Source organism: Pseudomonas monsensis, assembly GCF_014268495.2.
GTDB lineage: Bacteria > Pseudomonadota > Gammaproteobacteria > Pseudomonadales > Pseudomonadaceae > Aquipseudomonas > Aquipseudomonas monsensis.
In genome coordinates this window covers 4,622,863-4,647,310 of sequence record NZ_CP077087.1, presented here as the reverse complement: position 1 = coordinate 4,647,310, position 24,448 = coordinate 4,622,863, and the positions used below count along the sequence as shown (strand labels likewise).

General features: G+C 60.0%; 20 protein-coding genes. 7 read left to right on the top strand and 13 right to left on the bottom strand.

The features are described 5' to 3' along the window. Nucleotides 1-97: 97 nt before the first annotated feature. The gene (locus HV782_RS20385) at nucleotides 98-889 is read right to left on the bottom strand and encodes a crotonase/enoyl-CoA hydratase family protein (RefSeq protein ID WP_186746454.1); all 792 of its coding nucleotides are present in this window, start codon (nucleotides 887-889) and stop codon (nucleotides 98-100) included. Between the two features lie 421 nt (nucleotides 890-1,310). Here HV782_RS20385 and HV782_RS20380 point away from each other — a divergent pair, with 421 nt between their 5' ends. Beyond that, complete coding sequence (locus tag HV782_RS20380) at nucleotides 1,311-2,984, top strand: DEAD/DEAH box helicase (RefSeq protein WP_007964821.1); 1,674 nt, start codon at nucleotides 1,311-1,313, stop codon at nucleotides 2,982-2,984. Between the two features lie 116 nt (nucleotides 2,985-3,100). Here HV782_RS20380 and HV782_RS20375 read toward each other — a convergent pair whose 3' ends face one another. Continuing rightward, entirely contained in the window at nucleotides 3,101-3,868 is a 768-nt protein-coding gene (locus tag HV782_RS20375) for a DODA-type extradiol aromatic ring-opening family dioxygenase (RefSeq protein WP_186746452.1), read from the bottom strand. A gap of 103 nt (nucleotides 3,869-3,971) precedes the next feature. Here HV782_RS20375 and HV782_RS20370 point away from each other — a divergent pair, with 103 nt between their 5' ends. Further along, entirely contained in the window at nucleotides 3,972-4,628 is a 657-nt protein-coding gene (locus tag HV782_RS20370) for a thiopurine S-methyltransferase (RefSeq protein ID WP_186746450.1), read from the top strand. Nucleotides 4,629-4,822: 194 nt separating this feature from the next. Here HV782_RS20370 and htpX read toward each other — a convergent pair whose 3' ends face one another. Together htpX and HV782_RS20360 are read right to left on the bottom strand one after the other, a co-directional pair. Next, the gene (htpX, locus tag HV782_RS20365; RefSeq protein ID WP_123466521.1) at nucleotides 4,823-5,710 is read right to left on the bottom strand and encodes a protease HtpX; all 888 of its coding nucleotides are present in this window, start codon (nucleotides 5,708-5,710) and stop codon (nucleotides 4,823-4,825) included. 304 nt (nucleotides 5,711-6,014) lie between these two features. Then, nucleotides 6,015-7,226, bottom strand: a complete 1,212-nt coding sequence (locus tag HV782_RS20360) for a pyridoxal phosphate-dependent aminotransferase (protein ID WP_123466519.1) — start codon at nucleotides 7,224-7,226, stop codon at nucleotides 6,015-6,017. Nucleotides 7,227-7,449: 223 nt separating this feature from the next. On the opposite strand from HV782_RS20360, the gene msrB reads away from it, so the two are divergent. The 3 genes from msrB (at nucleotide 7,450) to HV782_RS20345 (ending at nucleotide 8,995) form a co-directional block, all read left to right on the top strand. After that, complete coding sequence (msrB, locus tag HV782_RS20355) at nucleotides 7,450-7,845, top strand: peptide-methionine (R)-S-oxide reductase MsrB (RefSeq protein ID WP_123466517.1); 396 nt, start codon at nucleotides 7,450-7,452, stop codon at nucleotides 7,843-7,845. Nucleotides 7,846-8,051: 206 nt separating this feature from the next. After that, nucleotides 8,052-8,537: a glutathione peroxidase gene (locus HV782_RS20350; RefSeq protein ID WP_123466515.1), complete on the top strand. Its 486-nt coding sequence runs from the start codon at nucleotides 8,052-8,054 to the stop codon at nucleotides 8,535-8,537. Beyond that, on the top strand, nucleotides 8,534-8,995 hold the full coding sequence (locus HV782_RS20345; protein WP_123466513.1) for a MarR family winged helix-turn-helix transcriptional regulator: 462 nt from the start codon (nucleotides 8,534-8,536) through the stop codon (nucleotides 8,993-8,995). Before HV782_RS20350 ends, HV782_RS20345 begins: the two co-directional genes overlap by 4 nt. On the opposite strand, the gene HV782_RS20340 is transcribed toward HV782_RS20345, so the two are convergent. Then, nucleotides 8,979-11,300: a hybrid sensor histidine kinase/response regulator gene (locus tag HV782_RS20340; protein WP_128613603.1), complete on the bottom strand. Its 2,322-nt coding sequence runs from the start codon at nucleotides 11,298-11,300 to the stop codon at nucleotides 8,979-8,981. The two genes, HV782_RS20345 and HV782_RS20340, sit on opposite strands and share 17 nt — an antisense overlap. A gap of 166 nt (nucleotides 11,301-11,466) precedes the next feature. On the opposite strand from HV782_RS20340, the gene HV782_RS20335 reads away from it, so the two are divergent. Continuing rightward, on the top strand, nucleotides 11,467-12,357 hold the full coding sequence (locus HV782_RS20335; RefSeq protein ID WP_123466509.1) for an ATP-binding protein: 891 nt from the start codon (nucleotides 11,467-11,469) through the stop codon (nucleotides 12,355-12,357). Continuing rightward, the gene (locus HV782_RS20330) at nucleotides 12,354-12,836 is read left to right on the top strand and encodes a GAF domain-containing protein (RefSeq protein WP_123466508.1); all 483 of its coding nucleotides are present in this window, start codon (nucleotides 12,354-12,356) and stop codon (nucleotides 12,834-12,836) included. Before HV782_RS20335 ends, HV782_RS20330 begins: the two co-directional genes overlap by 4 nt. On the opposite strand, the gene HV782_RS20325 is transcribed toward HV782_RS20330, so the two are convergent. From HV782_RS20325 to HV782_RS20290, 8 genes are all read right to left on the bottom strand, one after another. Next, nucleotides 12,837-15,782, bottom strand: coding sequence for an HD domain-containing phosphohydrolase (locus HV782_RS20325; protein WP_186746447.1), 2,946 nt, complete (start codon nucleotides 15,780-15,782; stop codon nucleotides 12,837-12,839). Between the two features lie 48 nt (nucleotides 15,783-15,830). Continuing rightward, a complete protein-coding gene (locus HV782_RS20320; RefSeq protein WP_186746445.1) occupies nucleotides 15,831-19,472 on the bottom strand; it encodes a transporter substrate-binding domain-containing protein in 3,642 nt (1,213 codons plus the stop codon). Between the two features lie 8 nt (nucleotides 19,473-19,480). Continuing rightward, nucleotides 19,481-20,107, bottom strand: a complete 627-nt coding sequence (locus HV782_RS20315; RefSeq protein WP_123466502.1) for a response regulator transcription factor — start codon at nucleotides 20,105-20,107, stop codon at nucleotides 19,481-19,483. A 387-nt stretch (nucleotides 20,108-20,494) separates the two neighbouring features. Next, a complete protein-coding gene (locus HV782_RS20310) occupies nucleotides 20,495-21,823 on the bottom strand; it encodes a deoxyguanosinetriphosphate triphosphohydrolase (protein WP_128615821.1) in 1,329 nt (442 codons plus the stop codon). Between the two features lie 69 nt (nucleotides 21,824-21,892). After that, on the bottom strand, nucleotides 21,893-23,056 hold the full coding sequence (locus HV782_RS20305) for an EAL domain-containing protein (RefSeq protein WP_186746442.1): 1,164 nt from the start codon (nucleotides 23,054-23,056) through the stop codon (nucleotides 21,893-21,895). 126 nt (nucleotides 23,057-23,182) lie between these two features. Continuing rightward, nucleotides 23,183-23,521, bottom strand: coding sequence for a hypothetical protein (locus HV782_RS20300; protein ID WP_186746440.1), 339 nt, complete (start codon nucleotides 23,519-23,521; stop codon nucleotides 23,183-23,185). Beyond that, nucleotides 23,518-23,904 carry a phage holin family protein gene (locus tag HV782_RS20295; protein WP_123466494.1) on the bottom strand — a complete coding sequence of 129 codons (387 nt, stop codon included), beginning with the start codon at nucleotides 23,902-23,904 and terminating at the stop codon, nucleotides 23,518-23,520. The genes HV782_RS20300 and HV782_RS20295 overlap by 4 nt, the downstream gene beginning before the upstream one ends. 2 nt (nucleotides 23,905-23,906) lie before the next feature. Then, nucleotides 23,907-24,221, bottom strand: coding sequence for an ElaB/YgaM/YqjD family protein (locus HV782_RS20290; protein ID WP_123466492.1), 315 nt, complete (start codon nucleotides 24,219-24,221; stop codon nucleotides 23,907-23,909). Nucleotides 24,222-24,448: the final 227 nt, after the last annotated feature.

The window sequence follows — 24,448 nt, the reverse complement described above, 5'->3', positions numbered from 1 at the left end:
GCTCCCACAGGGTTAGCGTCGGTCACAAAATCCGTGAACGACCTGGTCACTGTGGGAGCGAGCTTGCTCGCGAAGGGGCCTCAAGACCACCACAGATTCATATTCCTTTGAAGATGCCGGGTCGCCGCTCCACCAGCGACCGTACTCCCTCTTTGGCATCTTCACTGGCCAGCAACTTCTTCACCAGCGCCGGCAACCCTTGCGCCGCCGCTGTCTCACCTTCATAGCGCGCCTGCCGCGCCGACATCAACGTCGCCTGCACCCCCAGCGGTGCCTGCCGGGCAATCCGTTCGGCCAGTTCAATCGCTCGCGGCAACAAGTCTTCGCTGGCCATCACTTCCTGCACCAATCCCAGGCGCAGGGCATCGTGGGCATCAAACTCATCGCCGGTCAGCAGCCAGCGCATCGCGTTGCCCCAACCGGCGATCTGCTGAAAACGTAAAGTCGCACCACCAAAAGGAAAGATCCCACGCTGCACTTCCATCTGCGCGAAGCGGGTATTGCTCGCACACAGGTTTATATCGGCTGCCAGCATCAGCTCAATGCCGATGGTCAGGCAGTAACCCTGCGCGGCGACAATCACTGGCTTGCTCACCCGTGGCCCGACGAAAACACCCCATGGATCGCAACCGCCGGTCGGAACCTGCCAGCCCTGGGCGAGGGCCGAACTGGCGTTGACCAGATCCAGGCCAGCGGTAAAGTGCTCGCCATGCCCGAACACCACCGCCACCCGCGCTTCGCTGTCGGCCTCGAACTCGCCGTAGGCCAGGCTCAGTTCGTTGAGCAGGTCGAGGTCGAAGGCGTTGCGTTTGGCGGCTCGATCCAGGCCGATCAGGTGGACATGACCACGACGTTCACGGCTGACGCGGCCGGCGCAGGGCTGATTCATGGCTAAATCCTCGGACGGGAAGGGCGGGTGCAGCGACGGTATGTCGCAGCTCGGTGAATCGTTTAAGCGTCATCGCCCGCAGGGCCGGGCCCTTGAAAAATAGACCTTCGCCCGATTATCCGCAAAACCCCGTTACACGGCGGTGACACACGGATTCAGGCAATAAAAAAAGCTCCCTTTTTGGGCAAATTCCGGTATAGTGCGCGCCGGCCTTTAACCGGGCCGCGTTTAGGTAGCGCAATTCCCCGAAGTCAGCTTCGGCTGCACGTCCGCACTGCGGGCTCTTCCTTGACGATTCTTTTTCATTCATACGTTTTCGCAAATCCCCGCCGACAAAGCTGCCAGGGCGACTCTTGAGTCTCAACACGGCATGTGCAGCTTTGGAGCATGGGTCTTTGCGGATGCACTTAGAGGCAGACCCATGACCCAGGAAATCGGCGGCTTCGCCGCTCTTGAACTTCATCCTAATATTGTCGCTGCAGTAGTCGCTACCGGCTATGAAGAGCCTTCGGCCATTCAGCAGCAGTCGATCCCGATCATCCTCGCCGGTCACGATATGATTGGTCAGGCGCAAACCGGTACCGGTAAAACCGCTGCCTTTGCCCTGCCTATCCTGCACCGCATTGATCCGTCCAAGCGCGAGCCGCAAGCTCTGATCCTGGCCCCAACTCGTGAGTTGGCGCTACAAGTTGCAACCGCTTTCGAAACCTACGCCAAGCAAATGCCGGGCGTAACTGTTGTGGCTGTCTACGGCGGCGCGCCGATGGGCCCACAATTGAAAGCAATCCGTAATGGCGCACAGATCGTTGTCGCCACACCGGGCCGTCTGTGCGACCACCTGCGTCGCGACGAAAAAGTCCTCGCTACCGTGAACCACCTGGTTCTGGACGAAGCAGACGAAATGCTCAAACTCGGTTTCATGGACGACCTGGAAGTGATCTTCAAGGCCATGCCGGAAACCCGTCAGACCGTATTGTTCTCGGCGACCCTGCCGCAGTCGATCCGTGCCATCGCCGAGCGTCACCTGCGCGATCCGAAGCACGTGAAGATCCAGAGCAAGACCCAGACCGTTACCGCGATCGAACAGGCTCACCTGTTGGTTCACGCTGACCAGAAGACTTCGGCCGTTCTCAGCTTGCTGGAAGTGGAAGATTTCGACGCTCTGATCATGTTCGTACGCACCAAGCAAGCGACCCTGGATCTGGCCAGCGCCCTCGACGCCAAAGGCTACAAAGCCGCGGCGCTGAACGGTGACATCGCCCAGAACCAGCGTGAGCGCGTCATCGACTCGCTGAAAGATGGCCGTCTGGACATCGTTGTCGCGACCGACGTAGCTGCTCGTGGTCTGGACGTTCCGCGCATCACTCACGTGTTCAACGTTGACATGCCGTACGACCCAGAGTCCTACGTTCACCGTATCGGCCGTACTGGCCGTGCCGGTCGCGAAGGTCGTGCGCTGCTGCTGGTGACTCCACGTGAGCGCCGCATGCTGCAAGTGATCGAGCGTGTCACCGGTCAGAAGGTGGCTGAAGTTCGCCTGCCGGACGCTCAAGCCGTTCTCGATGCACGCATCAAGAAACTGACCAACAGCCTGTCGCCGCTGGTCGCTGATGCCGAATCGACTCACGGTGAGCTGCTGGATCGTCTGACCGCTGACATCGGTTGCACCCCGCGTGCACTGGCTGCAGCCCTGCTGCGCAAGGCTACCAACGGTCAGGCGCTGAACCTGGCAGCGATCGAGAAGGAACGTCCACTGGTGCCGAACAACGCACCGCGTGGCGACCGTCCTGAGCGTTCCGGTGACCGTCCTGATCGTGGTGATCGCGAGCGTCGCGCGCCAATGCCTCTGGGCGAAGGCCGTGCCCGTTGCCGTACCGCGCTGGGTGCGCGTGACGGTATCGCCGCCAAGAACCTGCTGGGCGCCATCCTCAACGAAGGCGGTCTGGCCCGTGAAGCGATCGGTCGCATCCAGGTGCGTGACAGCTTCAGCCTCGTCGAGTTGCCGGAAGATGGTCTGGATAAGCTCCTGACCAAGCTGAAGGACACTCGCGTTGCTGGCAAGCAGTTGAAGCTGCGTCGCTATCGCGAAGATTGATCCGCCCTTGGGCTGATTGATCGAACAAAAAAATCCCCGACTGGTTCGGGGATTTTTTTTGCCTGCTGCCCGGGTTCACACAAAACCCTGTGGGAGCTGGCTTGCCAGCGATGACGTCAGCCGAAGCGATAGATATCCATCCCCAGCGCACCCATCGTGAATCCCTGATGCGCCACACTGAATTCACCCCCCGCGCCCCGGGCGAAATACAACGGCAACAAATGCTCATCACTCGGATGGCTGCGCACCGCATTCGGTGCTTGCTGACGGTAGTCTTGCAGCGCCGCCTCATCATTTGCCGCCAGCTTGTCGATCATCCAGTCGCGAAAATCCCGTGCCCATGGCGCGACGCTCTCCGGACCCGCATGCCAATCCAGTTCCCGCAGATTATGGGTGATGCTCCCGGACCCGATCAGCAAAAGTCCCTGATCACGCAGCCCTGCCAGCGCACGGCCGACCCGGGTTTGCAGTGCCGGACCACCACGAGTCGGTAGTGAAACCTGCACCACCGGGATATCCGCCTGCGGGTACATCAACGACAACGGCACCCACACGCCGTGATCGAACGGCCGTTGCGGGTCGAGGCGTGCAGGCAGATGCGCGGCGTTCAGCAGTTTGGTGACTTCGGTCGCCAGTTGCGGATCGCCCGGTGCCGGGTACTGCACTTCAAACAGCGCCCGAGGAAAGCCGCCGAAGTCGTGCCAGGTTTCGGGCTGTGGATGACTACTGACCAGCAATTCGTCGCTCTCCCAATGGGCAGAGACGATCACGATGGCTTTGGGACGGGGCAGCTCGGCGGCCAGTCGGGCCAGTGCCGGGCCGCTGGCGCCGGGCTCGAGAGCGAGCATGGGCGAACCATGGGAAATAAACAGGCTGGGAAACATGGAGGGATTCCTGAGCGTTAAGATGAGCCATCTTCGGTCAGTACATTGATCTAAATCTAATATAAGTTTTAACGCATTTTGATCGGTTTTTTGGGAGTGATGCATGCAGCCTGAGTTTTGGCACAAAAAGTGGGCGTCGAATCAGATCGGCTTTCATCTGTCGGAGGTGAATCCGTATTTGCAACGGCACTGGCCGGATCTGTCGATCCCGGCAACGGCGCGGGTGCTTGTGCCTCTGTGCGGGAAAAGTCTGGATCTGGCGTGGCTGGCAGGGCGCGGTCATCAGGTGCTCGGGATCGAACTGTCGGAAAAGGCCATTGAGGACTTTTTCAACGAGCACCAGATACAGCCGCAGATCAGCGAGAAGGGCGCATTCAAAGTCTATCGCAGTGATGCCATCGAGTTGTGGTGCGGCGATTTCTTTGCGCTGACGGCGAGCGATGTGGCGGATTGCGTGGCCTTTTACGACCGCGCCGCGCTGATTGCCTTGCCCGCGCCGATGCGTGAGCGCTATGCGGCGCATCTTCAGCAGATCCTGCCGCAGGGTGTGCAAGGGGTGTTGATTACGCTGGATTACGATCAGGCGCAGATACCAGGTCCGCCATTTGCGGTGGGGGATGATGAGGTAAAGCGGTTGCTCGGGGATCTCTGGCAGGTGCAGGCGCTGGAAGAGCGGGATGTGCTGGGTGAGAGCTGGAAGTTTCTGCAGGCAGGCGTGACGCGGCTGGAGGAGCGGGTTTACCGGGTTTCTGGCCGATAGATTTTTTATTGGCAGGGCCGGCCTCATCGCTGGCAAGCCAGCCCCCACAGTGATCCGTGTTGTATCAGAGATCCAGATAACAGCACAAAAGCCTGTGGGCGCTGGCTTGCCAGCGATGGGGTCAGAACAGGCAATCCACTATCCCGAGCACAAAAAAGGCCCGCATCGCTGCGGGCCTTTTCGTTACAGATTGATCAACCGCGACGACGCAACGCGTCGATACGCTCTTCCAGAGGCGGGTGGCTCATGAACATACGGGCAAAGCCCTGTTTGATGCCACCGTTGATGCCAAAGGCGTTCAGGGTGTCCGGCATGTGCACCGGCAGGCCCTGTTCGGCGCGCAGGCGTTGCAGGGCGCCGATCATGGCGTTGGTGCCAGCCAGGCGTGCACCGGCTTCGTCGGCACGGAATTCGCGTTTGCGCGAGAACCACATGACGATCGCGCTGGCGAGAATGCCCAGCACCAGTTCGGCGAAGATGGTCGCCACGTAGTAGGCGATGCCCTGGCCTTCTTCGTTCTTGAAGATCACCTTGTCGACGAAGTTACCGATGATCCGTGCGAAGAACATCACGAAAGTGTTCACCACGCCCTGAATCAGTGCCAGGGTAACCATGTCACCGTTGGCCACGTGACCGATTTCGTGGGCCAGCACCGCTTTCACCTCGTCGGGCGAAAAGCGCTCCAGCAGACCCTGGCTGACCGCGACCAGCGCGTCGTTCTTGTTCCAGCCGGTGGCGAAGGCGTTTGCTTCGTAGGCCGGGAAGATACCGACTTCGGGCATCTTGATCCCGGCTTCGCGGGACAGTTGCTCCACCGTTTGCAGCAGCCATTGCTCATGCCGGGTACGTGGCTGGCTGATGATCTGGGTACCGGTGCTCATTTTCGCCATCCACTTGGAGATGAACAGCGAGAACAGGGAGCCGGCGAAACCAAAGACCGCACAGAAAACCAGCAGCTGACTAAGGTCGAGATCAACCCCGTTGGCCGCCATGAACCCGTTGAAGCCGAACAGGCTCAGGGTGATGCTGGCTATCAGCACGACCGCCAGGTTAGTGGCCAAAAACAGCAGGATGCGCATCATGGTTATAGAAATCTCCTCAAGCTAAAGATGTAGCGTACTGCGGGGTATATAAGGTGCTGCACCGGGCTATTCAACCGAGTGACTATTTCAAACTGTGTCCTACAGCCAATTCCCCGGTATGAAGGACAATTCTCACCGCCAATATCGAAACGGATGACGCGCGGCAGCGACCCGTCGCCATTACGCCAAGTGCGGATGAGCTGTTCGAATCGCAAGTGTAGAAGGGCTGTGGAAGTGCGGTTCACAGAAGTGTTGCTGAATCAGACAGTGCGCAACGTTCGGGCCGTTGCGCACTGCTGGCCAGTTACTGGCGGTACGACTTGAGGAAGTTGCCGATGCGGCCGATGGCCATTTCCAGGTCATCGACGCGGGGCAGGGTGACGACACGGAAGTGATCCGGCCACGGCCAGTTGAACGCCGTGCCTTGCACCACCAGCAGCTTTTCCGAGAGCAGCAGGTCGAGGACGAATTTTTCGTCGTTGTGGATCGGGCAGACCTTCGGGTCGATTTTCGGGAACGCGTACAGCGCGCCCATCGGCTTGACGCAGCTCACGCCCGGAATGTCGTTGAGCAACTCCCAGGTGCGATTGCGTTGTTCCAGCAGGCGACCCTGCGGCAACACCAGGTCGTTGATGCTCTGGTAGCCGCCCAAGGCGGTCTGGATGGCGTGCTGGCTCGGTACGTTGGCGCACAGGCGCATGTTGGCGAGCATGTCGATGCCTTCGATGTAGCTCTGGGCGTTGTGCTTCGGTCCGGAAATGGCGATCCAGCCGGAGCGGAAACCGGCCACGCGATAGGACTTGGACAGGCCGTTGAAGGTCAGGCACAGCAGGTCGGGCGCCAGCGAAGCGGTGCAGATGTGCACGGCGTCGTCGTACAGGATCTTGTCGTAGATTTCGTCGGAGAACACCACCAGGTTGTGCGCCCGGGCAATTTCCAGCATGCCTAGCAGGACTTCCTTCGAATACACCGCACCGGTCGGGTTGTTCGGGTTGATGATCACCATCGCTTTGGTGTTCGGGGTGATCTTGGCCTTGATGTCGGCCAGGTCCGGGAACCAGCCGGCGCCTTCGTCGCACAGGTAATGCACGGCGTTGCCACCGGCAAGGCTCACGGCAGCGGTCCACAGCGGATAGTCCGGGGCCGGCACCAGCACTTCGTCACCGTTGTTGAGCAATGCCTGCAACGACATCACGATCAGCTCGGAAACACCGTTGCCCAGGTAGATGTCTTCGATGCCGACACCTTCGACCTGCTTCTGCTGGTAGTACTGCATCACGGCCTTGCGCGCGCTGAACAGGCCTTTGGAGTCACTGTAGCCTTGCGCGGTCGGCAGGTTGCGGATCACATCCTGAAGGATTTCGTCCGGCGCTTCGAAACCAAATGGCGCCGGGTTGCCGATGTTCAGCTTGAGGATGCGCTGGCCTTCCTCCTCCAGTCGTTTGGCGTGCTTGAGCACCGGGCCGCGAATGTCGTAGCAGACGTTGGCGAGCTTGTTCGATTTGCTGAACTGCATGGCGATGTGATCCCGAAAATGAACGATCCAGACGGCGAATGGCCAACCGTACTGGGATTCCTGCGTCTTCGCACAGGCGGAGTCTTGCGCCGTGGCGCCGAGAATCCGTTTGAATGCGCCCGGTCTGACTGCCAGACTGGCGTGTGACGAGGCGCAATCATACGTGCCACCCGATCCGTGGAAAAGGTACAGATCGGGCTTTTTCAGCCGCTGAGGTGTGATGATGGAAAAGTTGGAAAAAACCCTGGAAGAATGGCGTGCGATGCTCGACCCCGAGCAATACAACGTGTGCCGTCTGAGTGCCACCGAACGACCGTTCTCCGGCAAATACAACGCCACCAAAACCGACGGTGTTTATCACTGTGTCTGCTGTAACGAGCCGCTGTTCGATTCCACGACCAAATTCGATTCCGGCTGCGGCTGGCCGAGCTTCTACGCGCCGATCGGCGCAAGCGCCATGACCGAAATCCGTGACACCAGCCACGGCATGATTCGCACCGAAGTGAAATGCGCCCGTTGCGATGCGCACCTGGGGCACGTATTCCCGGACGGCCCGCCGCCGACCGGTTTGCGTTATTGCATCAATTCGGTGTGCCTGAACCTTGAACCGCGCGAATGAACTTCACGTTTGAACGGTTGGATTGAACCTCGGCAGGAGCTGCCGAGGGCTGCGATCTTTTGATCTTCAAGACAAATCGAAAGATCGTCCGAATGCGGCCCGAGCCTTTGGCGGTTCCTGCGGGGAGTGATTTCAAATATTAAATTGCACACAATTTAATTGCTCGCTATGTTTGGCCTTCGTCGATAATCCGAGGACCTTGTGCCATGAGCGACAACCTGCTGAATATTCCGTGCACCACCATCAAGGGTGAGCAAAAGACCCTGGCTGATTTCGCTGGCAAAGCGGTGCTGGTGGTCAATACCGCCAGCAAATGCGGTTTCACTCCACAATACAAAGGCCTTGAGCAACTGTGGCAGACCTACAAGGACCAGGGCCTGGTCGTGCTGGGTTTCCCGTGTAATCAATTTGGCAAGCAAGAGCCGGGCAATGAAGGCGCGATCAGCGAGTTCTGCGAGCTTAACTACGGCGTCAGTTTCCCGTTGTTCAAGAAGATCGACGTCAACGGTGCCGAGGCCCATCCGCTGTTCGTGCAGTTGAAAAAACGTGCCCCGGGTGTGCTCGGCTCCCAGGGCATCAAGTGGAACTTCACCAAGTTCCTGATCGGCAAGGACGGCCAGTTGGTCAAGCGTTTCTCCCCGGCCACCAAGCCGCAGGACCTGACTGGCGAGATCGAAGCCCTGCTCAAATGAACCGCCTGCCCGTCGATTCGCTGAAGCTCGACAGCCAGTTGTGCTTCAAGTTGTATGCCGCGTCCCGGGCGGTGATTCGTGCTTACAAGCCGATGCTCGATGAGCTTGGCCTGACCTATCCGCAATACCTGGCGATGCTGGTGTTGTGGGAGTGGCAGGATTGCGCGCCGGAGCAACCGACGGTCAAGGCGCTGGGTGAGCGCCTGGCCCTGGATTCCGGGACGCTGACGCCCTTGCTCAAGCGGCTGGAGCAGTTGCAACTGGTGCAGCGTCGACGTTCGGCGCGCGATGAACGTGAAGTGCACTTGAGCCTGACCCCGGCAGGTCAGGCGCTGCGTGAGCAGGTCGGGCCGCTCAAGGCGCGCCTGCTATGCGACAGCGGGGTCGATCTGGATCGCCTCAACGACTTGCGCCACGGTCTCGATCATCTGCTGGGGCAGATCAAGGCGCTGTCGTAGCCGGAATCCATTGATCGAGCAGGGCTGCCAGTTCTTCCCGGCGGAACGGCTTGGCCAGATAGTCGCTCATGCCCGCTGCCCGGCAGCGTTCGCGCTCCTCGGACATGGCGTTGGCGGTCAGGGCGATGATCGGCAGGTCCGGCCAGCGTCCGCTCTGGCGGATCTGCCGGCTGGCTTCGTAGCCGTCCATCACCGGCATGTTGCAGTCCATCAGCACCAGATCGAACGAGTGATACTCCAGTTGATCCAGCGCCTCGGCACCGTGGGCAGCCACCACGACGTCGCAGCCCAGTTTGCCGAGCATGCCCTTGGCCACCAGTTGGTTGACCGGATTGTCCTCGACCAGCAGCACCAGCCCGCGCCGCACGTTGGGGGTTGTTTCCAGGCGAGTATCGTGGATGGCCGCGGTGTCGGGTTGCAGGGTGCGGCGCAGATTCTGATAGAGCGCATTGCGTGCCAGCGGACGCGCCTGTTGCTGCAGTGGCGCAAGGGCCGCCGCTTCTTCGCTGGGCAGGAAACTGCCGTAAGCGGTCACCAGCAGGATCGGGGCGGTGAGGGTCGGACGCAGCCCGAACAGGCATTCCGGGCAATCGGTGATCAAAACGTCAGGCGTCAGACCGAGCAGTGAATCCTCGATGGTGCGCTGCTCGTATTCAAGGCCCCAGGCCGGCAGCAGGCTTTTCAGCAATTCGGCCAGGCCACTGCTGGCGGCGGTGATGGCCAGTACCTTGCCGTGCAATGGCGCGGGTGGCAGAGCCCGGGTGTGGCAGGGCAACGGCAGTTCGGCACAGAACTGGCTGCCGAAACCGGTCTCGGAGCTGATGGTCAGGCGCCCTTGCATCGCTTCGCACAGGTTGTACGTCAGCGCCAGTCCGAGCCCGGTACCACCGTACTGGCGCGTAATGCCGGCACCGGCCTGGGTGAACGGCTGGAAGATCCTGACCTGCGCTTCCTGGGCAATGCCGATACCGGTGTCGCAGACTTCGATGCGCACGCCGTCGTTATAGGTCGACAGGCGCACATCCACGCGACCGAAACGGGTGAATTTCAGCGCGTTGGACAACAGGTTGCTGACGATCTGCCGCACGCGGGTCGGGTCTCCCAGCACCAGCGCCGGGAAGTACGGATCGATCAGGCAGGTCAGTTCAACGCTCGGTGCGGCGTTCTGCGACAACAGGTTGGCCGTGTCCTCGATCAGCGAACCCAGATCGAACGGGATGTGCTCGAGCTCCAGTTGCCCGGCATCGAATTTCGACAGGTCGAGAATATCGTTGAGCAGTTCCACCAGCACCTTGCCCGAGTCGTGGGCGATCGAAAGCTGTTGCTGTTGCTCGGCATTCAACGGCCCGTCGAGGGACAGTGCGATCATCCCCAGCAGACCGTTGAGCGGCGTGCGGATTTCATGGCTCATGTTGGCGAGGAACGCCGATCGCGCTTCGGCCATTTCCAGTGCGGTGCGGCGGGCGACTTCGAGCTCCTCGTTGGACTGACTGAGCCGGGCATTGATTGCCTTGAGCTCGGCGGTGCGCGCCGAGACAATGTGTTCCAGTTGACCGAGGTAGTCGGTCAGACGGTTTTCGGCGTTGCGCCGCTGCTGGATCTCGGTGGCGATATTTTCGAATTGTTGATTGGCCACTTTGACCAGCACACCGATTTCGTCATTGGCGTGTCCGCCCGGACAGATCAGTGAGGTCGGTTCTGCGCTGCGTGGATCGCGCCCGCTGAGTTCGCGAATCACCCGCACCAGCGGTTTGGTCAGCATCACGTAGAACAACGCCAGCAACAGGCCGGTGAGGATCAGGCTGCGGGCGAAACCGTTGAACAGGGTAATCTCGGCGCGGCGCAGAAAGCGGCTGCCGAATGCGTAGGTATCGACTTCAAGGCTCAACACCCCCAACGATTCGTTGGGCAGATGATCCAGGTACAGGCGATCCTCGAACTGGCGCTTGGCGCCGAACAGAAAATCGCTGATCACCCGGTAGCCGCTTTGCAGTTCCGGACGTTTGACGCTGGCCAGCACGTTACTGTTGTTGTCGGTCAGCTGCGCGGAGATGATCGCCGGTGAGCGCAACAGGCCCAGGGTGAGTTCCTGCGCGAGTTCGGCGTCGATGTTGTAGGCGATGCGTGATGCCGGATTGTGGCTGATTTCCAGCAAGGACAGGATTTCACGGTTGATGGAGGCGTCTTCGCTGGCATAATCGATGCCTATTTGCAGCAGACTGAGCAGCGTGCCCAGAATAAACCCGACCAGCACAGTCAGCCTGGCTTGCTTGTATGACAGCCGGTGGGTGAATTTGATATCCATGGGGTGTTGAACCACTTCCGTTTCCCTTCGCTGCTCAAGCATAGTCGATCATGTCTCGAAACCGAGGTTCCCGAATCGCCTTGTAACAAGGCGCGGCGCGGGATTATTGATCTGATTGTCGTCGCTGGATCACCATCATCACTGTGAACGTGCCCGAGGAGAAGACGTGGATTCCCGATTGAATGCTTTTCTTGAGCGCGCCGAGTCGGTTCTGGCGCGGATCGAGCCGCTGTTGCCGGCACCGCGTCCCGTCATTGACTGGAGCACCTGCCTGGCGGCGCGCTGGCAGCGCGACGGGCGCAGCGGGTATCTGCTGCCGCTGGAAGTCAGTCTCGACATGCGCCTGAGCGACCTGATCGGTGTTGATCGGCAGCTTGAGCAACTGGGTCGCAACACACAGCAATTCCTTGACGGCATGCCGGCCAACCATGCCTTGCTCTGGGGCTCGCGCGGTACCGGCAAATCGTCGCTGGTGCGGGCGCTGCTCGCCGAACACGCCGGGGCGGGTCTGCGCCTGATCGAAATCGAGCGTGACCATCTGGCCGACCTGCCGCGTGTGGTCGAGCAGATCGCCAAGTTGCCGCAACGGTTCGTGCTGTTCTGTGATGACTTGTCGTTCGAGTCCGGTGAAGGCGATTACCGCGTGCTCAAAAGTGTGCTCGACGGCTCGCTGGAGCAGGCGCCGGATAACGTCTTGCTGTACGCCACTTCCAACCGCCGCCATCTGGTGCCGGAGAAGGAAAGTGACAACGAAAACTGGAAACGCGTCGATGGTGAGCTGCACCCCAGCGAGGCCGTGGAAGACAAGATCGCGCTGTCGGACCGTTTCGGTCTATGGCTGTCGTTTTACCCGTTTACCCAGGAACATTTCCTCAACGTCGTCGAGCACTGGATCGGTCAGTTGGCCGCCAAGGCCGGTTTGAGCTGGCAGCGCGACGAAGCACTGGACATCCTCGCCGTGCGTTGGGCCACCGGCCGCGGTAACCGCAACGGACGTTGCGCGTACCAATTCGCCCGTTACTGGGTGGGACTGAAATTGTTGGAGCACAAGGCATGATTGATTTGCAACAAAGCGGCCAGGGCCTCGAAGGCTATGGCATGTTGGCCGCGCAACTGGAATCGCTGCTGGCGGACGAGCGCGATTTCATCGCCAACGCCGCGCAGTTTTCGGCGTTTCTGTTCAACCAGCTCGAGGACCTGAACTGGGCCGGTTTCTACCTCAACCGCAACGAAGAGCTGGTGCTCGGCCCGTTTCAGGGCCAGATCGCCTGCGTGCGCATTCCGTTTGGACGAGGTGTGTGCGGCGCGGCAGCTGCCAGTCGGCAAACCCAGCGGGTGGAAGACGTGCATGCGTTTCCCGGCCATATCGCCTGCGACAGCGCCTCGAACAGTGAGCTGGTGGTGCCGTTGGTCAAGGATGGCCGTTTGATCGGCGTGCTCGATCTGGATAGCCCGAAGCTGGCGCGCTTCGGCGTCGACGATCAGGCCGGCATCGAGCAACTGGCGGCGATTTTCCTGCGCCTGACCGACTGCTGATCAAGCGCTGAGGCCAGCCTTGCGCAACAGGCTGGCGGCATCCACGGCATCAATCTGCTGTGGATCGAGAAAGCGCGTGGCGTACTGCAGGTAGACGCCATCGCTGATGAACAGGCCGAACAGCGGCGCGTCAATGTGCGCTTCGCGACACATGGTGGCCATGATCCCCAGCGCTTCGCTGAGGGTCTTGGCCTTCTTGTAGGGGCGATCGGCCGCCGTTAACGCTTCGAAAATATCGGCGATCGCCATCATCCGCGCCGGCAGGCTCATGTCTTCGCGCTTCAGGCGTTTCGGGTATCCGGTACCGTCCATTTTTTCGTGATGACCGCCGGCGATTTCGGCGATGCTGTCCAGATGGCCGGGGAAGGGCAGGTGGCTGAGCATCATGATCGTCTGCACCATGTGATGATTGATGATGTAGCGCTCCTCACGGGTCAGTGTGCCGCGGGTGATGCTCAGGTTGTACAGTTCGCCGCGATTGTATTTATAACGTGGCACGTCCAGCTTGAACCCCCATGGATTGTCGTCGGGAATCAACTCGTTCTTGTCTCGTTCGAACAAATGTTCGGGCTTGTCCGCCAATAACTTTTCGCGAACCGGCAGGGTCGATGCCGGTGTTTGTGCCTGACGTCTGTTTTCTGCCCACGACACCCCCAGACGGTCATCCAGAGTGCGCATCCAGGTGCGTTGGGCAAGGTCGTTGAGGCGTTCGAGATCCGCTTCGGCCATCGCCTCACTGCCAAGATTGCAGCGCGCGACGAAGGCAAAATCGTCGTCCAGCGCGCTCAGCGTGGCGTCTCGCTCTTGCGCCAGTGTTGTCGCGTCAGCACCGAGCGCCAGTGCCTGCCAGTAGTTGATCCACGCATCGCGCTTGAGCACCTCGAAGCGGGTGCGGATCTCGTGGATGCGGTCGTTGATGGTTTCCAGTTTGGTGGCTTTATCGACGACGTATTCCGGCGTCGTGACCTTGCCGCAATCGTGCAGCCAGGCAGCGATGTGCAGGGCTTCCCATTCATCCTCGGTCGGCCGATAGGCGCTGAACGCCGGGGCCTGACTGGCCGCGGCGGCCTGGGCCAGCATCAGGGTCAGCTCCGGCACGCGTTGGCAATGGCCGCCGGTGTAGGGGCTCTTGGCATCAATGGCGCCGGCGAGCAGTTGAATGAACGCATCCAGCAACTGTTTCTGTCTGGCTTGCAGACGCTGGCTTTCGATACTCACGGCGGCGGCACCGGACACCGCTTGCAGGAACGCGATGCGATCAGGCTGCAGTTTTTCCAGATCCGCCGCCGTGCCGCTGTCGTTGACCAGCAGAATCAGCAGACCGATGGTTTCATCGTGGCGGTTGTGCAGGCGGATGCCGATCATATGAACGCGCGGCGCTTGCATGGCCAGCAGGACTTGCTGCAGATCCGCCGCCTGATCGAAACCCAGATCGCTGACCAGGCTGTTCGCACCGATCAGTTGCCTGAACCACATCGGGCCGTGGTCCTGTTGCAGGTCATGCGCCTGAATGTCGAAGTTCTCCAGGGGCTGCGGCGTGCCATTGATCACCAGCCCGTAAGGCACCATGCGCGTGTCGTCATTGTCGCGCAGATAAATCAGGCCGGCCTGGGCCTGGGCGATTCCCACGGTTTCGAACAGCACCCTGTGCAGCAACGGTGCGAAACGGGTTTCCGCGCACAGGCTGTCGGTGATGCGGAAGAAGCTCGCCAGCGTGTCTTTCATCTGCGCCATCGACACGCTCAACTGATCGACTTCCAGCACGGGTGAGCGTCGGCTCAGGGGAAAGTTGAAGTCGAAGCTGCGGATTGCGTCGGCTTCCTTGACCAGCGCATGCAAGGGTTTGACCAGAATCCGCGAGATCAGCCAGCCCAGCGGCAGACACAGCAACAACGTGGCCAGGGTCACCAGTGCGCCTTGCCAGCGCATGCGATAGGCATCGACCAACAGTTCGTCTTCGGGCACCAGCAGCGCCAGTTGCAGGCCCTTCGGCCCACCTTCCTGCATGCTGCTGCGGGCGACGATCCATTGCCGGCCATCGGCCTGCAGGCGCTTGCCAGGGTTGTCTGTCGTCAGCAACACGTGCAGCCCGGGGCTCAGATCAGCCACTCTGGCCTGGCGTGCGTTGCGATCATCGACAATCAAGCGGTCGCTGTCGGGGTAAGCCACGACGTTGCCATCAGCATCGAACAGGGCAATCTCGGTCGATGGGGTGACCCGGTGCTTGATCAGGGTGGCCGACAGTGTGGCCAGGGTCAGATCGGCACCGATCACGGCGTTCTCTCCACTGCGCCGGGCCAGCGTGGTGCCGATATTGTGGGTGGAGAAAAACACGTAGGGTTCAGTGGTGATCTGACCGGGTTGCCGGCGTGCATCGGTAAACCAGGCACGACTGCGCGGATCGTAGGCGTCGTCGCGGTTCTCCAGGCGGCTGACCGGCTGCAAGGCCTGATCGAAGAACAGCGATTGCGAGTGCGGCGTGCCCTGCGCGTCATGCTCGATGCTCCAGACTTGATAGCTTGCAGCATCCGGAGCCTTGAACCGTGTTTTCAGGGCGGCGTCGCGCAGCGGCCGGACCATGAAAAAATCGCCGTTGCTGTAACCCAGGTACAAGGAGGCGAGGTTGGGGTTGTCCGTCAGTGACTGGGCGAAGGGTTTGAGCAACGGCAAGCGTTCTTCAAGGCGCTGGGCCTGAGTGGCCGGGTTGTCCGCCAACAGACTGAGCACGTGGCGGATCGGCTGATAGGTTGCACGCAGGTCCAGGCGTACATCCTGTTCGATACGGTTGAACAGTTGTTCGCTGCTCGACAGGATGATTTTCGTGGTCTGGTGATAATTGAACAGGCCCAGCACGATGCCAGTGAGCAACAGGAGAAACGTGAACATGACGCTGATGTGCACGTGCAGCGGGAACCGGCGTTGCTCCGGGCGCAGTGGGCTGGGCATTTCAGGCTCTCCATGATGGTTAACTCACTGCTCAGCGTTCAAGCATAGTTAAGGCAGGCTCATCGTGCTTCGATCCGCGAGGGCAAGTTGTTGCCGTAACGCCTGTTCGAGTTCGAGCATGGCCCGGTCAGTCGCCGCGCAATGGCGGGCGATGTCTTCGCTCGACAATGCCTGCGCGCAGGCCTGTTCGAGTGCATCGCAACAGACGATCACCCGCGCTGCCTGGGCGATGCGGGCAGCGCCCTTGATTTTGTGGGCGACGATCGCCAGTGCGCCGAGATCGGAGGCGGACGACAGCGCGAGCAGTTCCTCCCGGTCAAGACGACTGCTCTTGAGCAGTTCAACCAGCAGGCGCCGAGCCTGCGTCGGGTCGCCACCGCACAGCAGATTCAGACTTTGCAGGTTGAAGGCCGGCGGTTGTGCCTTCGGGGTCATGCCATCGACCCATTGGCCGAGCACGCTTAGACTCAAGGGTTTGAACAGGCAGTCGTCCATGCCGGCCTGTTTGCAGCGCTGAACTTCCTCGGGCTGCGCATTGGCCGTGAAACCCAGCACGGTGCAGGGCGAGCAGCGCGTGAGCAGCTCATGCTGACGAATGGCGCGAGTCAGTTCATAGCCGTTCATCAAGGGCATGTTGCAGTCAACGATGACCAGGTCGAACTGGCCAGCCTTCCATTGCTCAAGGCCAATGCTGCCGTTCTCGGCAATGCTGAAACGATGCCCGAGAAACTCCAGTTGCTGACACATCAACAGGCGATTGGCGGGGTGATCGTCCACCACGAGGACGTTCAGCGGCGTCGGCGCAGTCTTGATAGATGGCACCTGTTGAGGGGGGCTCGCCTGGGCCGGCAGGGTTTGCAGGGGCAGAGAAACGCAGACCTGCGTGCCGATGCCTGGCTGGCTGCTCAATTGCAGATGGCCTCCCATCATTTCGCAGAGGTTGCGACTGATCACCAGACCGAGGCCGGCGCCACTTCTGGCCTGCTGACTGCTGTTTGGCGCCTGGGCAAAGGGTTCGAACAAGCGCTGCTGATCCTCGGCACTGATGCCGACGCCGCTGTCCTGCACGGTCAGTTGCATCAGCGCATGGGCAGGGGCCTCGGTTTGCATGAGGTCGAGGGTGATTCTGATCTGGCCTTGCTCGGTGAATTTGATGGCGTTGCTGATCAGATTCGACAGGACCTGCTTGAAACGCAGGGGATCCAGTTGCACGTCGACCGCGAGGTCCGGCGGATTGAAGTACGTGTGCAGGGCCAGGCTCTTCTGGCGTGCAAGACCGTCGAAGATTCGGGTGACGGACGCCACGGTTTCGACCAGGTTGACCCGCTCCGGGCACAGGCTCAGGCGTCCGGATTCGATCCGGGCAATGTCGAGAATGTCGCCGATCAGACCGAGCAGGTCTTTGGCCGAGTGGTAGGCGGTATCGATGGATGTTCGGTCCGGGTGCTGTTGATCCATGCGTCGGAGTGTCAGTTCGAGCATGCCGATCACCGCATTCATCGGTGTGCGGATCTCGTGGCTCATGGTGGCCAGGAACGTGCTTTTCGCCCGGTTGGCTTCATCGGCGCGTTCTTTGGCCGCGCGCAGTTCCTCGAAGAGCTGGCGGCGCTCACTGATGTCGATCCAGCCACCGATGACGCCTTTGACGGCTCCACTGGAATCACGATACGGGAGAATCCAGTGATAGATGGTCAGGCGGCGGTTGCCGATGTGCAGGGGACGGTCAAGTATCAACGGCGTGCCTTCGGCTACGACGCGGCGGTAATCGGCCTCAAAGGCCTGGGCTTCGAACGCGTTGCTCAGGGAGCCCTCAATCACGCTTTTGCCGATGACGTCTTCGCGCCTGGCGTTGAATGCTTCGAGGTAGCTGTCATTGCAGCTTTGCAGCAGGCCTTCGCGATCGCGAACGTAAATGGGGTGCGGTGTGCCGTTGACCAGCGAGCGCATGAACTCGAACTGATCGTTCAGGGCGCGCTCGGCTGCCTGGCGTTGCTTGATCTGGTGACGCATGTAGGCGTTCCACGCCAGTAACAGCAGGAGAACCAGCCCGGCGGCGCCGATCACTTGATAAAACAGGCGCTGATAATTGCGCCAGATATTCTGCGAGGTGGAGTAGCCGCGCCAGCGACCGTTGATCACCCCCAGTTCCTCGGGGGCGATGCTCAGCAACGCCTTGTTGATGATCGAGACCAGTTCGGTGTTGTCCCGCGCTGTTGCCAATGAGAACGCGGCCTGGCTGGTGCCGATGGTGGTGGTGATTTGCAGCGCCTGATCAAAGATCCGCGAAGAGATGAAATAGTTGGCGATCACCAGTGAGTTCACCGCGCCATCGACATGCTTTTCGGCGAGCAGCGAGACCGCGCTGAAGGTGTCCGGCGTCTCGATCAACTGGATGAGAGGAAACTCCCGGCGCAAGTACTCGACCATTGGATTGCCTTGGGCAATCGCCAGTTGTTTGCCCTTGAGCTGGCTCAGGTTTGTCGGACCATCGGCGCTCTTGCGGGTCAACAGGACATAGGAATTTTCCAGGTACGGGCGACTGAAGTTCAGGGTTTGCTCGCGTTCGGCGGACGGCAACAACGCGGCAATCAGATCGGCCTGGTGACTGTCTATTTGCCGGATCATTTCCGCGTCGTTGCGACTGCGCCGGATGTCGAAGCGCAGGCCTGTGCGCAAACGGATCAGTTCGAGCAGGTCGGCGCTGATACCGCGTAAATTGCCGCCGCTGTCGAAGAACGTCAGCGGTGCCAGCGCTTCATTCACCACCACACTCACCACGGGGTGCTGTTTGATCCAGGTTTCTTCACGCTGGGTCAGTTGCAGTTTCTGGTCGGTCAGCAACAGGTCACTGCCGGCACTCCAGCGCTTGGCGATGTTATCGCGTTCGCTCCTGGGTACGGCATTGAGTACGGTGTCGATGATCGACAGCAACTGCGGATTGTTGCGCCGTACGGCAAAGCTGAATCCCCGGGTTTCCTGCTTGCCGAAATTGGCCATGCGCACGTTATTCAGGTAGCCCTTGTTGACCATGTATTGGGTGGAAACGATGTCGCCGAGAAACACGTCGGCCTGATCGAAGGCAACCGCATTGATGGCATTCTGGTAGGAGGGATAACAAGTGATGAGCGCTTTGGGGTACAGCGCCTTGACCTCGTGCAACGGCAGATAGTGATAGACCATGCTCAGGCGCAGTCCGGCCAGGCCTTGGGCCAGGGAGCGGGTTTCGTCTTCACGGGTGACCAGCGCCGGCTGATCCCTCGCGTAGGGCACCGTCAGCGCGAGGTTCGCGTTGCCCGCCTCGAAAGCGTTCGCGGTGCCGAGCAGATCGATCTGGCCATCGACCAGGGCGCGTATCGCTGCGTCCCGGGAGGCAAAGCGCATGACACGGATCGGCAAGCCGGTGGCCTGACTGAGGAGTCCGGCGTAGTCGGCCGTCAGACCTTCGTAGTCCTTGCCGCTGACAGTCATGTCAAAAGGCGGATAGTCGGGTGCAGAGGTGCCCAGTATCAATTCTTTACGAGCACTCAGCCACACGCGTTGGGACTGTTCGAAGATGACCGGCACCGCCTCGCCTGAAGACCGGCTGAGCAGGGCATAGTCCGGTGCCGCGTTGGGCATGGCAAGGGCGTAGGTACTCAAAAAAAGAGCAACGCTCAACGCAACTAAATAGTCCTTTAAACGACTGGGCATGCGGGGTCTCACACGAGTGCGTTTCGTTTGGCCATCTCGATAAGTTCGACAAGGGATCTGGCTTTGAGCTTTTGCATCAACCGCTTCTTGTAAGTGCTGACGGTCTTGTTGCTCAAGAACATGCCCTTGGCGATTTCCTTATTGGTGCGGCCTTGTGCAAAGAGTTGAAGCACCATCAATTCGCGATCGTTGACGGACTTGAATAATTCCAGTTCGGCATAACGAATATCGTCGCTGCGAACCGGGTTCAATGCCTGACTGGGGAAATAGTTGTAGCCGGAAAGTACGGCTTTGATTGCACTGACCAGTTCGCTCAAGTCCTCTTGTTTACACACATAACCTGATGCGCCGGATTGCATGCAGCGAACGCCGAACAGCGTTGGACATTGAGCAGTGAGTACCAGGGTTTTCAATGGCGAACTCATGGCGTTGAATCGGGCCAATACCTCAAGGCCGTCGAGCTTGGGAATGCTGATGTCGAGAATGATCAGGTCTGGCATGCACTCGCGCACCATCTGCATGGCATCGACCCCGTTATCGGTTTCACCGACGACCTTGTAACCCTCATGCTCCAGCAGCATTCGAACGGCGAGACGGATGACCGGGTGGTCGTCGACAATAAAAACGGAGTTCATAATCAAATCCCATACAAGCACGAATAAAGGGCGCACCTTAGCTCAGATGAATGAGCACTCGCATGAACTGTCATGAACTCACTTGCGTTATCAGATAATTCCTACAACTAATGAGGAAAGGGACTACGACTAATCCGGGTTTGGCGTAAGGATGCTCAATTTTTTAATTGGCTTATAGTTGGCAATGGATGTTTTGCAAATGCGGCGGATTAATGGTTTTAGAGGGGCGGTTGGTGTTGTGTCAGTTGTTTATTATTTGTTTGTGTAAATGTCTGGGCGGTGAATAAAAATACCGCAGCCTTGGGGAAACAGCGTTGACCACATTAACGCTGTACATGAAACAGCCCGTATTCAACCGGCCAAGAGCGCCGGCTGAATACGTCAGGATCAATGACTGGAGCGCCCGGTCATTTCCATGGCCATGTCGCTGGCGTAGCTGTCGGTCATACCGGCGATAAAATCGATCATGCGCAGAAACGAGGTGTGCAACGAACCGTGTGGGTCCGGCGCATTGTTGCCCAGCAAGTCGAGGATGCGCCGGCTCTTGAAGGAAGGCGTACGGCCATTGTGTTGCTCCAGGGCAGCCCCGCAGAAGGCATTCAGCAGGATTTCCAGCGTCGTATAGGCGCCGATTTCGTGCAGGGTCTTGCGTTTGTCCTGGAAGATCTTCTTGCGGGCGATGTCCTTGGCGTTCAACACGCAGCGCTTGGCCGGTCCGTGCATGTGCTCAACCAGATCGCCGTGCAGCGTGCCGTCGAGCAGGGCATCCTGCTGCTCGACGAAGGCCCGGGCCGCAGCATTGGTCAAATGTTCGATGGCCTTGCCGCGCAGAATCGCCAGTTTGCGTCGGCGCGAATCCTGCGGACCGAGTTGCCGGTAGGTTTCCGGCAGGTCGTCACCGACCAGCCCCAGCAGCAGCGATTCGACTTCGCTGTAATCGAGCAGGTCCATCTCCAGACCATCTTCGAGGTCAATCAGCGCGTAGCAGATATCGTCGGCGGCTTCCATCAGGTACACCAATGGATGCCGCGCCCAGCGCTGGTCTTCCAGTTGAGGCAGGCCGAGCTTGTGGGCAATCTGCTCGAGTAACGGCAACTCGCTCTGATAGCAGCCGAACTTGTGCTTCTTGTAGCCGAGGGAGTCGGCGTGACGCGCGGTCCACGGGTACTTCAAATACGTGCCGAGGGTGGCGTAGGTCAGTCGCGTACCGCCGTCAAACTGATGGTACTCAAGCTGCGTGAGCACCCGGAAGCCTTGGGCATTGCCTTCGAAATTGAGGAAGTCAGCACGTTCTGCCTCGTTCATGCCATCGAGCCAGCCGCGCCCGGCGGCCTGCTGGAACCAGTGGCGAATGGCATCTTCCCCGGAGTGGCCGAAGGGCGGATTGCCAATGTCGTGGGCCAGGCAGGCCGATTGCACGACCATTCCCAGATCGCTGGGATCGCACCATTCGGGCAGGGCATTGCGCAGGGTTTCGCCAACGCGCATGCCCAGCGAACGGCCCACGCAACTGACTTCCAGTGAATGGGTCAGGCGTGTGTGGATATGGTCGTTGCTCGACACAGGGTGCACTTGGGTCTTGCGCCCGAGGCGGCGAAAGGCACCGGAGAAAATGATGCGGTCATGGTCTTTGTGAAAAGGGCTGCGGCCCAGTTCTTGCGGGCTGTGCAGCGGTTTTCCGAGGCGTTCGCGGTTGAGCAGGGTTTGCCAATCCAAGGCTGGTTCTCTCCGTTAAAGTGACTGTTGCCCTAGCTTCCCGGTTCATGCTGCCACCTGCAAGCGGAACTACAGCCCCACCGCATCAATATCGATCAACAGCAGCCGCTCGCCGTTATCGAAAAACTGCCCGGCCGTCAGGCAGTACTGATTGCTGGTGGCATCGCGGTAGGTGCTGGACAGGGTCAGGCGACGTTCCTCCCAGCCCTCGGCCAGCAAATGATAGAAGTAGGGTCGCCATGACCAGTTATGCCCCAGGTACCGGTTGTCGGCGACCCAGCCATGGTGCCGCCACTCCAGGTTCGGAGTCAGCTGCGTACCGTGCCGGTCGCATTGGTAAAACCGCAGCAGCCAGGGAAACGCCTCCAGATGGGGCAGGGCGCTGAGAGGTGCATGGGCCTGCGCCCAGCCCTGCAGGATCGCCATCAATTCCGCCAGTTGCTGGCGCATCCGCATCAAGCGCCCGCGCTCAGCGAGTTTCTGTTGGACATAACGCTGGCGCAACTCGGCGAAGCGCGGCACAAACGCGTCGGTAGCAAAAAAGGCTTCCTGCGCCCGCGCGAACAGAAAACCCTGCACATAACGTGAGCCGCACTCGAGGGCGAAATTCAGTTGGGCTTCAGTCTCGACGCCTTCGGCGATGATCCAGCAACCCGTCTTCTCGGCCATCTGTGCCAGCGCCTTGACCACGTCACTGCTCGGCCCGCCTCGTGCGGCGGCCTGGAACAGGCGCATGTCGAGTTTGAGGATGTCCGGCTGTAGCGCGAGCACGCGATCGAGTTGCGAGTAGCCGGCACCAAAGTCATCAATGGCGATTCTCGCCCCGGCCTCGCGGTAGCGGGCGACCACTTCGGCCAAACGCTGACTGTTGCCACCCAACTCGGTGATCTCGAACACAATGCGCTGCGCATCGACACCGTGACGCGCCAGTTGCTTGAGGCTGGGCAAGGCTTGATCGGGGCGCAGGCGACTGATCCAGCGCGGCGACATGTTCAGGCTGAGAAACCAGTCCGCCGGTGCTTGGTGCAAACGGCTCAGAGCGTTGTCGCGGATTTGCCGGTCGAGACGCCGCAGGGCGACTGCCGGCGTACGCGGATCGGCGAACAGCGGCCCGACCGAGGTCAGTTGACCGTCATTCTGGCGCAGACGACCCAGTGCTTCGACGCCTGCTATACGGCCGGTGGCGGTGTCGATGAAAGGCTGAAAGCAGGCGAGCGGTTGCCCGTCGATCACGGGGCCTCCTTAGTCGTTCTTGTTCTGATTGAACCCTGTCGACCGGGTAGGCGTGCAGGGATCGAACCTCTCGATAAAAGAGGTTCATCCCGGTGATATTGCAAGAATGCAGCCAGATGTGTCGGTTTAACGCTTGGCCGAGCTTTGCATGACCAGTTTGATCAGTGGTCCGAGGCTGGTCCCGAGTCGGATCAACCGCGTCAGGCCGCTGATACCACCGCTTTTCGCGCCTTTGCCGGTAATGAAGCCCAGCAGAGTGACAGCGGCTACGCCCCATAACGGCGCGTGTTTGATGCCGAAGCCGTCGTGCAGGTTTTGCGTCATGCCGCGCACGCGCTGCAACGGTTGCAGGACCTGTCCGGCTTCGTGGCGGATTTCCTGGCGATGCATTTCCATGCGCAGGCGAATCAGCGCCTTGCGCATTTCCCGGCGCGAGCTGTTGTGAGGCAGTTCAGGCAGGCTCATGGCAAGAGGCGCTCCCGGTCGTTGGCCAGCTCTTCCAGCGTACCGTGGAAGGGTGAGGATTCATCGAAGATCGCTGCCTTGAGGCGCAGCCCGCAGAAGATTGCCGCCAGGGTGTAGAACACGCACAGGCCGATAATCCCGGCCAGCCGGTAGGTGTCCCAGAGCAGGATCAACACCAGGGCTGACAGGCCGACCAGCAACAGCAGCGCAAACACCAGCGCCAGACCCGCAAACAACAGCAGGCTGACGGTACGGGATTTCTGCTCCTGCAGCTCGATGCCGAACAATTCGACATGGCTGTGCAGCAAACCAAGGACAGCGGCGCCCAGACGCCGCGTGGAGGAGGCGGTGCCCGCAGTCGGGCCGGATTCACCGATCGACATGATCAGCGCCGAGTGGCCAGCAGGCCAATCAGGAAGCCGACGCCAGCGGCGATACCGACCGACTGCCACGGATTGGCCGACACGTAATCCTCAGTGGCGTTGACCGCTGCCTGACCGCGATCACGCAACGTCTCTTCAGTCAGTTTCAGGGTCTCGCGGGCACGCAGCAGGCTGTCGTGAATCTGCTCACGCAACTCATCCGCCTGATCACCGGCCAAGGTCGCGGTGTGCTCGAGCAACCGTTCGGTGTCGGCAACCAACGTCTGGAAGTCGTTCATCAGGATTTCTTGAGCAGTCTTTGCCTTGATGCTGGCCATGGGTGGATCTCCGTAAGTGGCGTCTGAAGCGTTCGAGTATGAGCCTTGCGCGAAGGTTCATTACAAATGACTGGTACAACTTTTGCTGTGTGCTGGTGCGTCGTCCGGCAGTCGTGCGCTGTTGCCGGGCGTGCATGCCGGAAAACCTTAACTCAAATAATCCCGGTTCGTGTCAGGACATCGACCTCGTGCGCCAAAACGGTACAGCGAATCTGCGGATCCCTGAC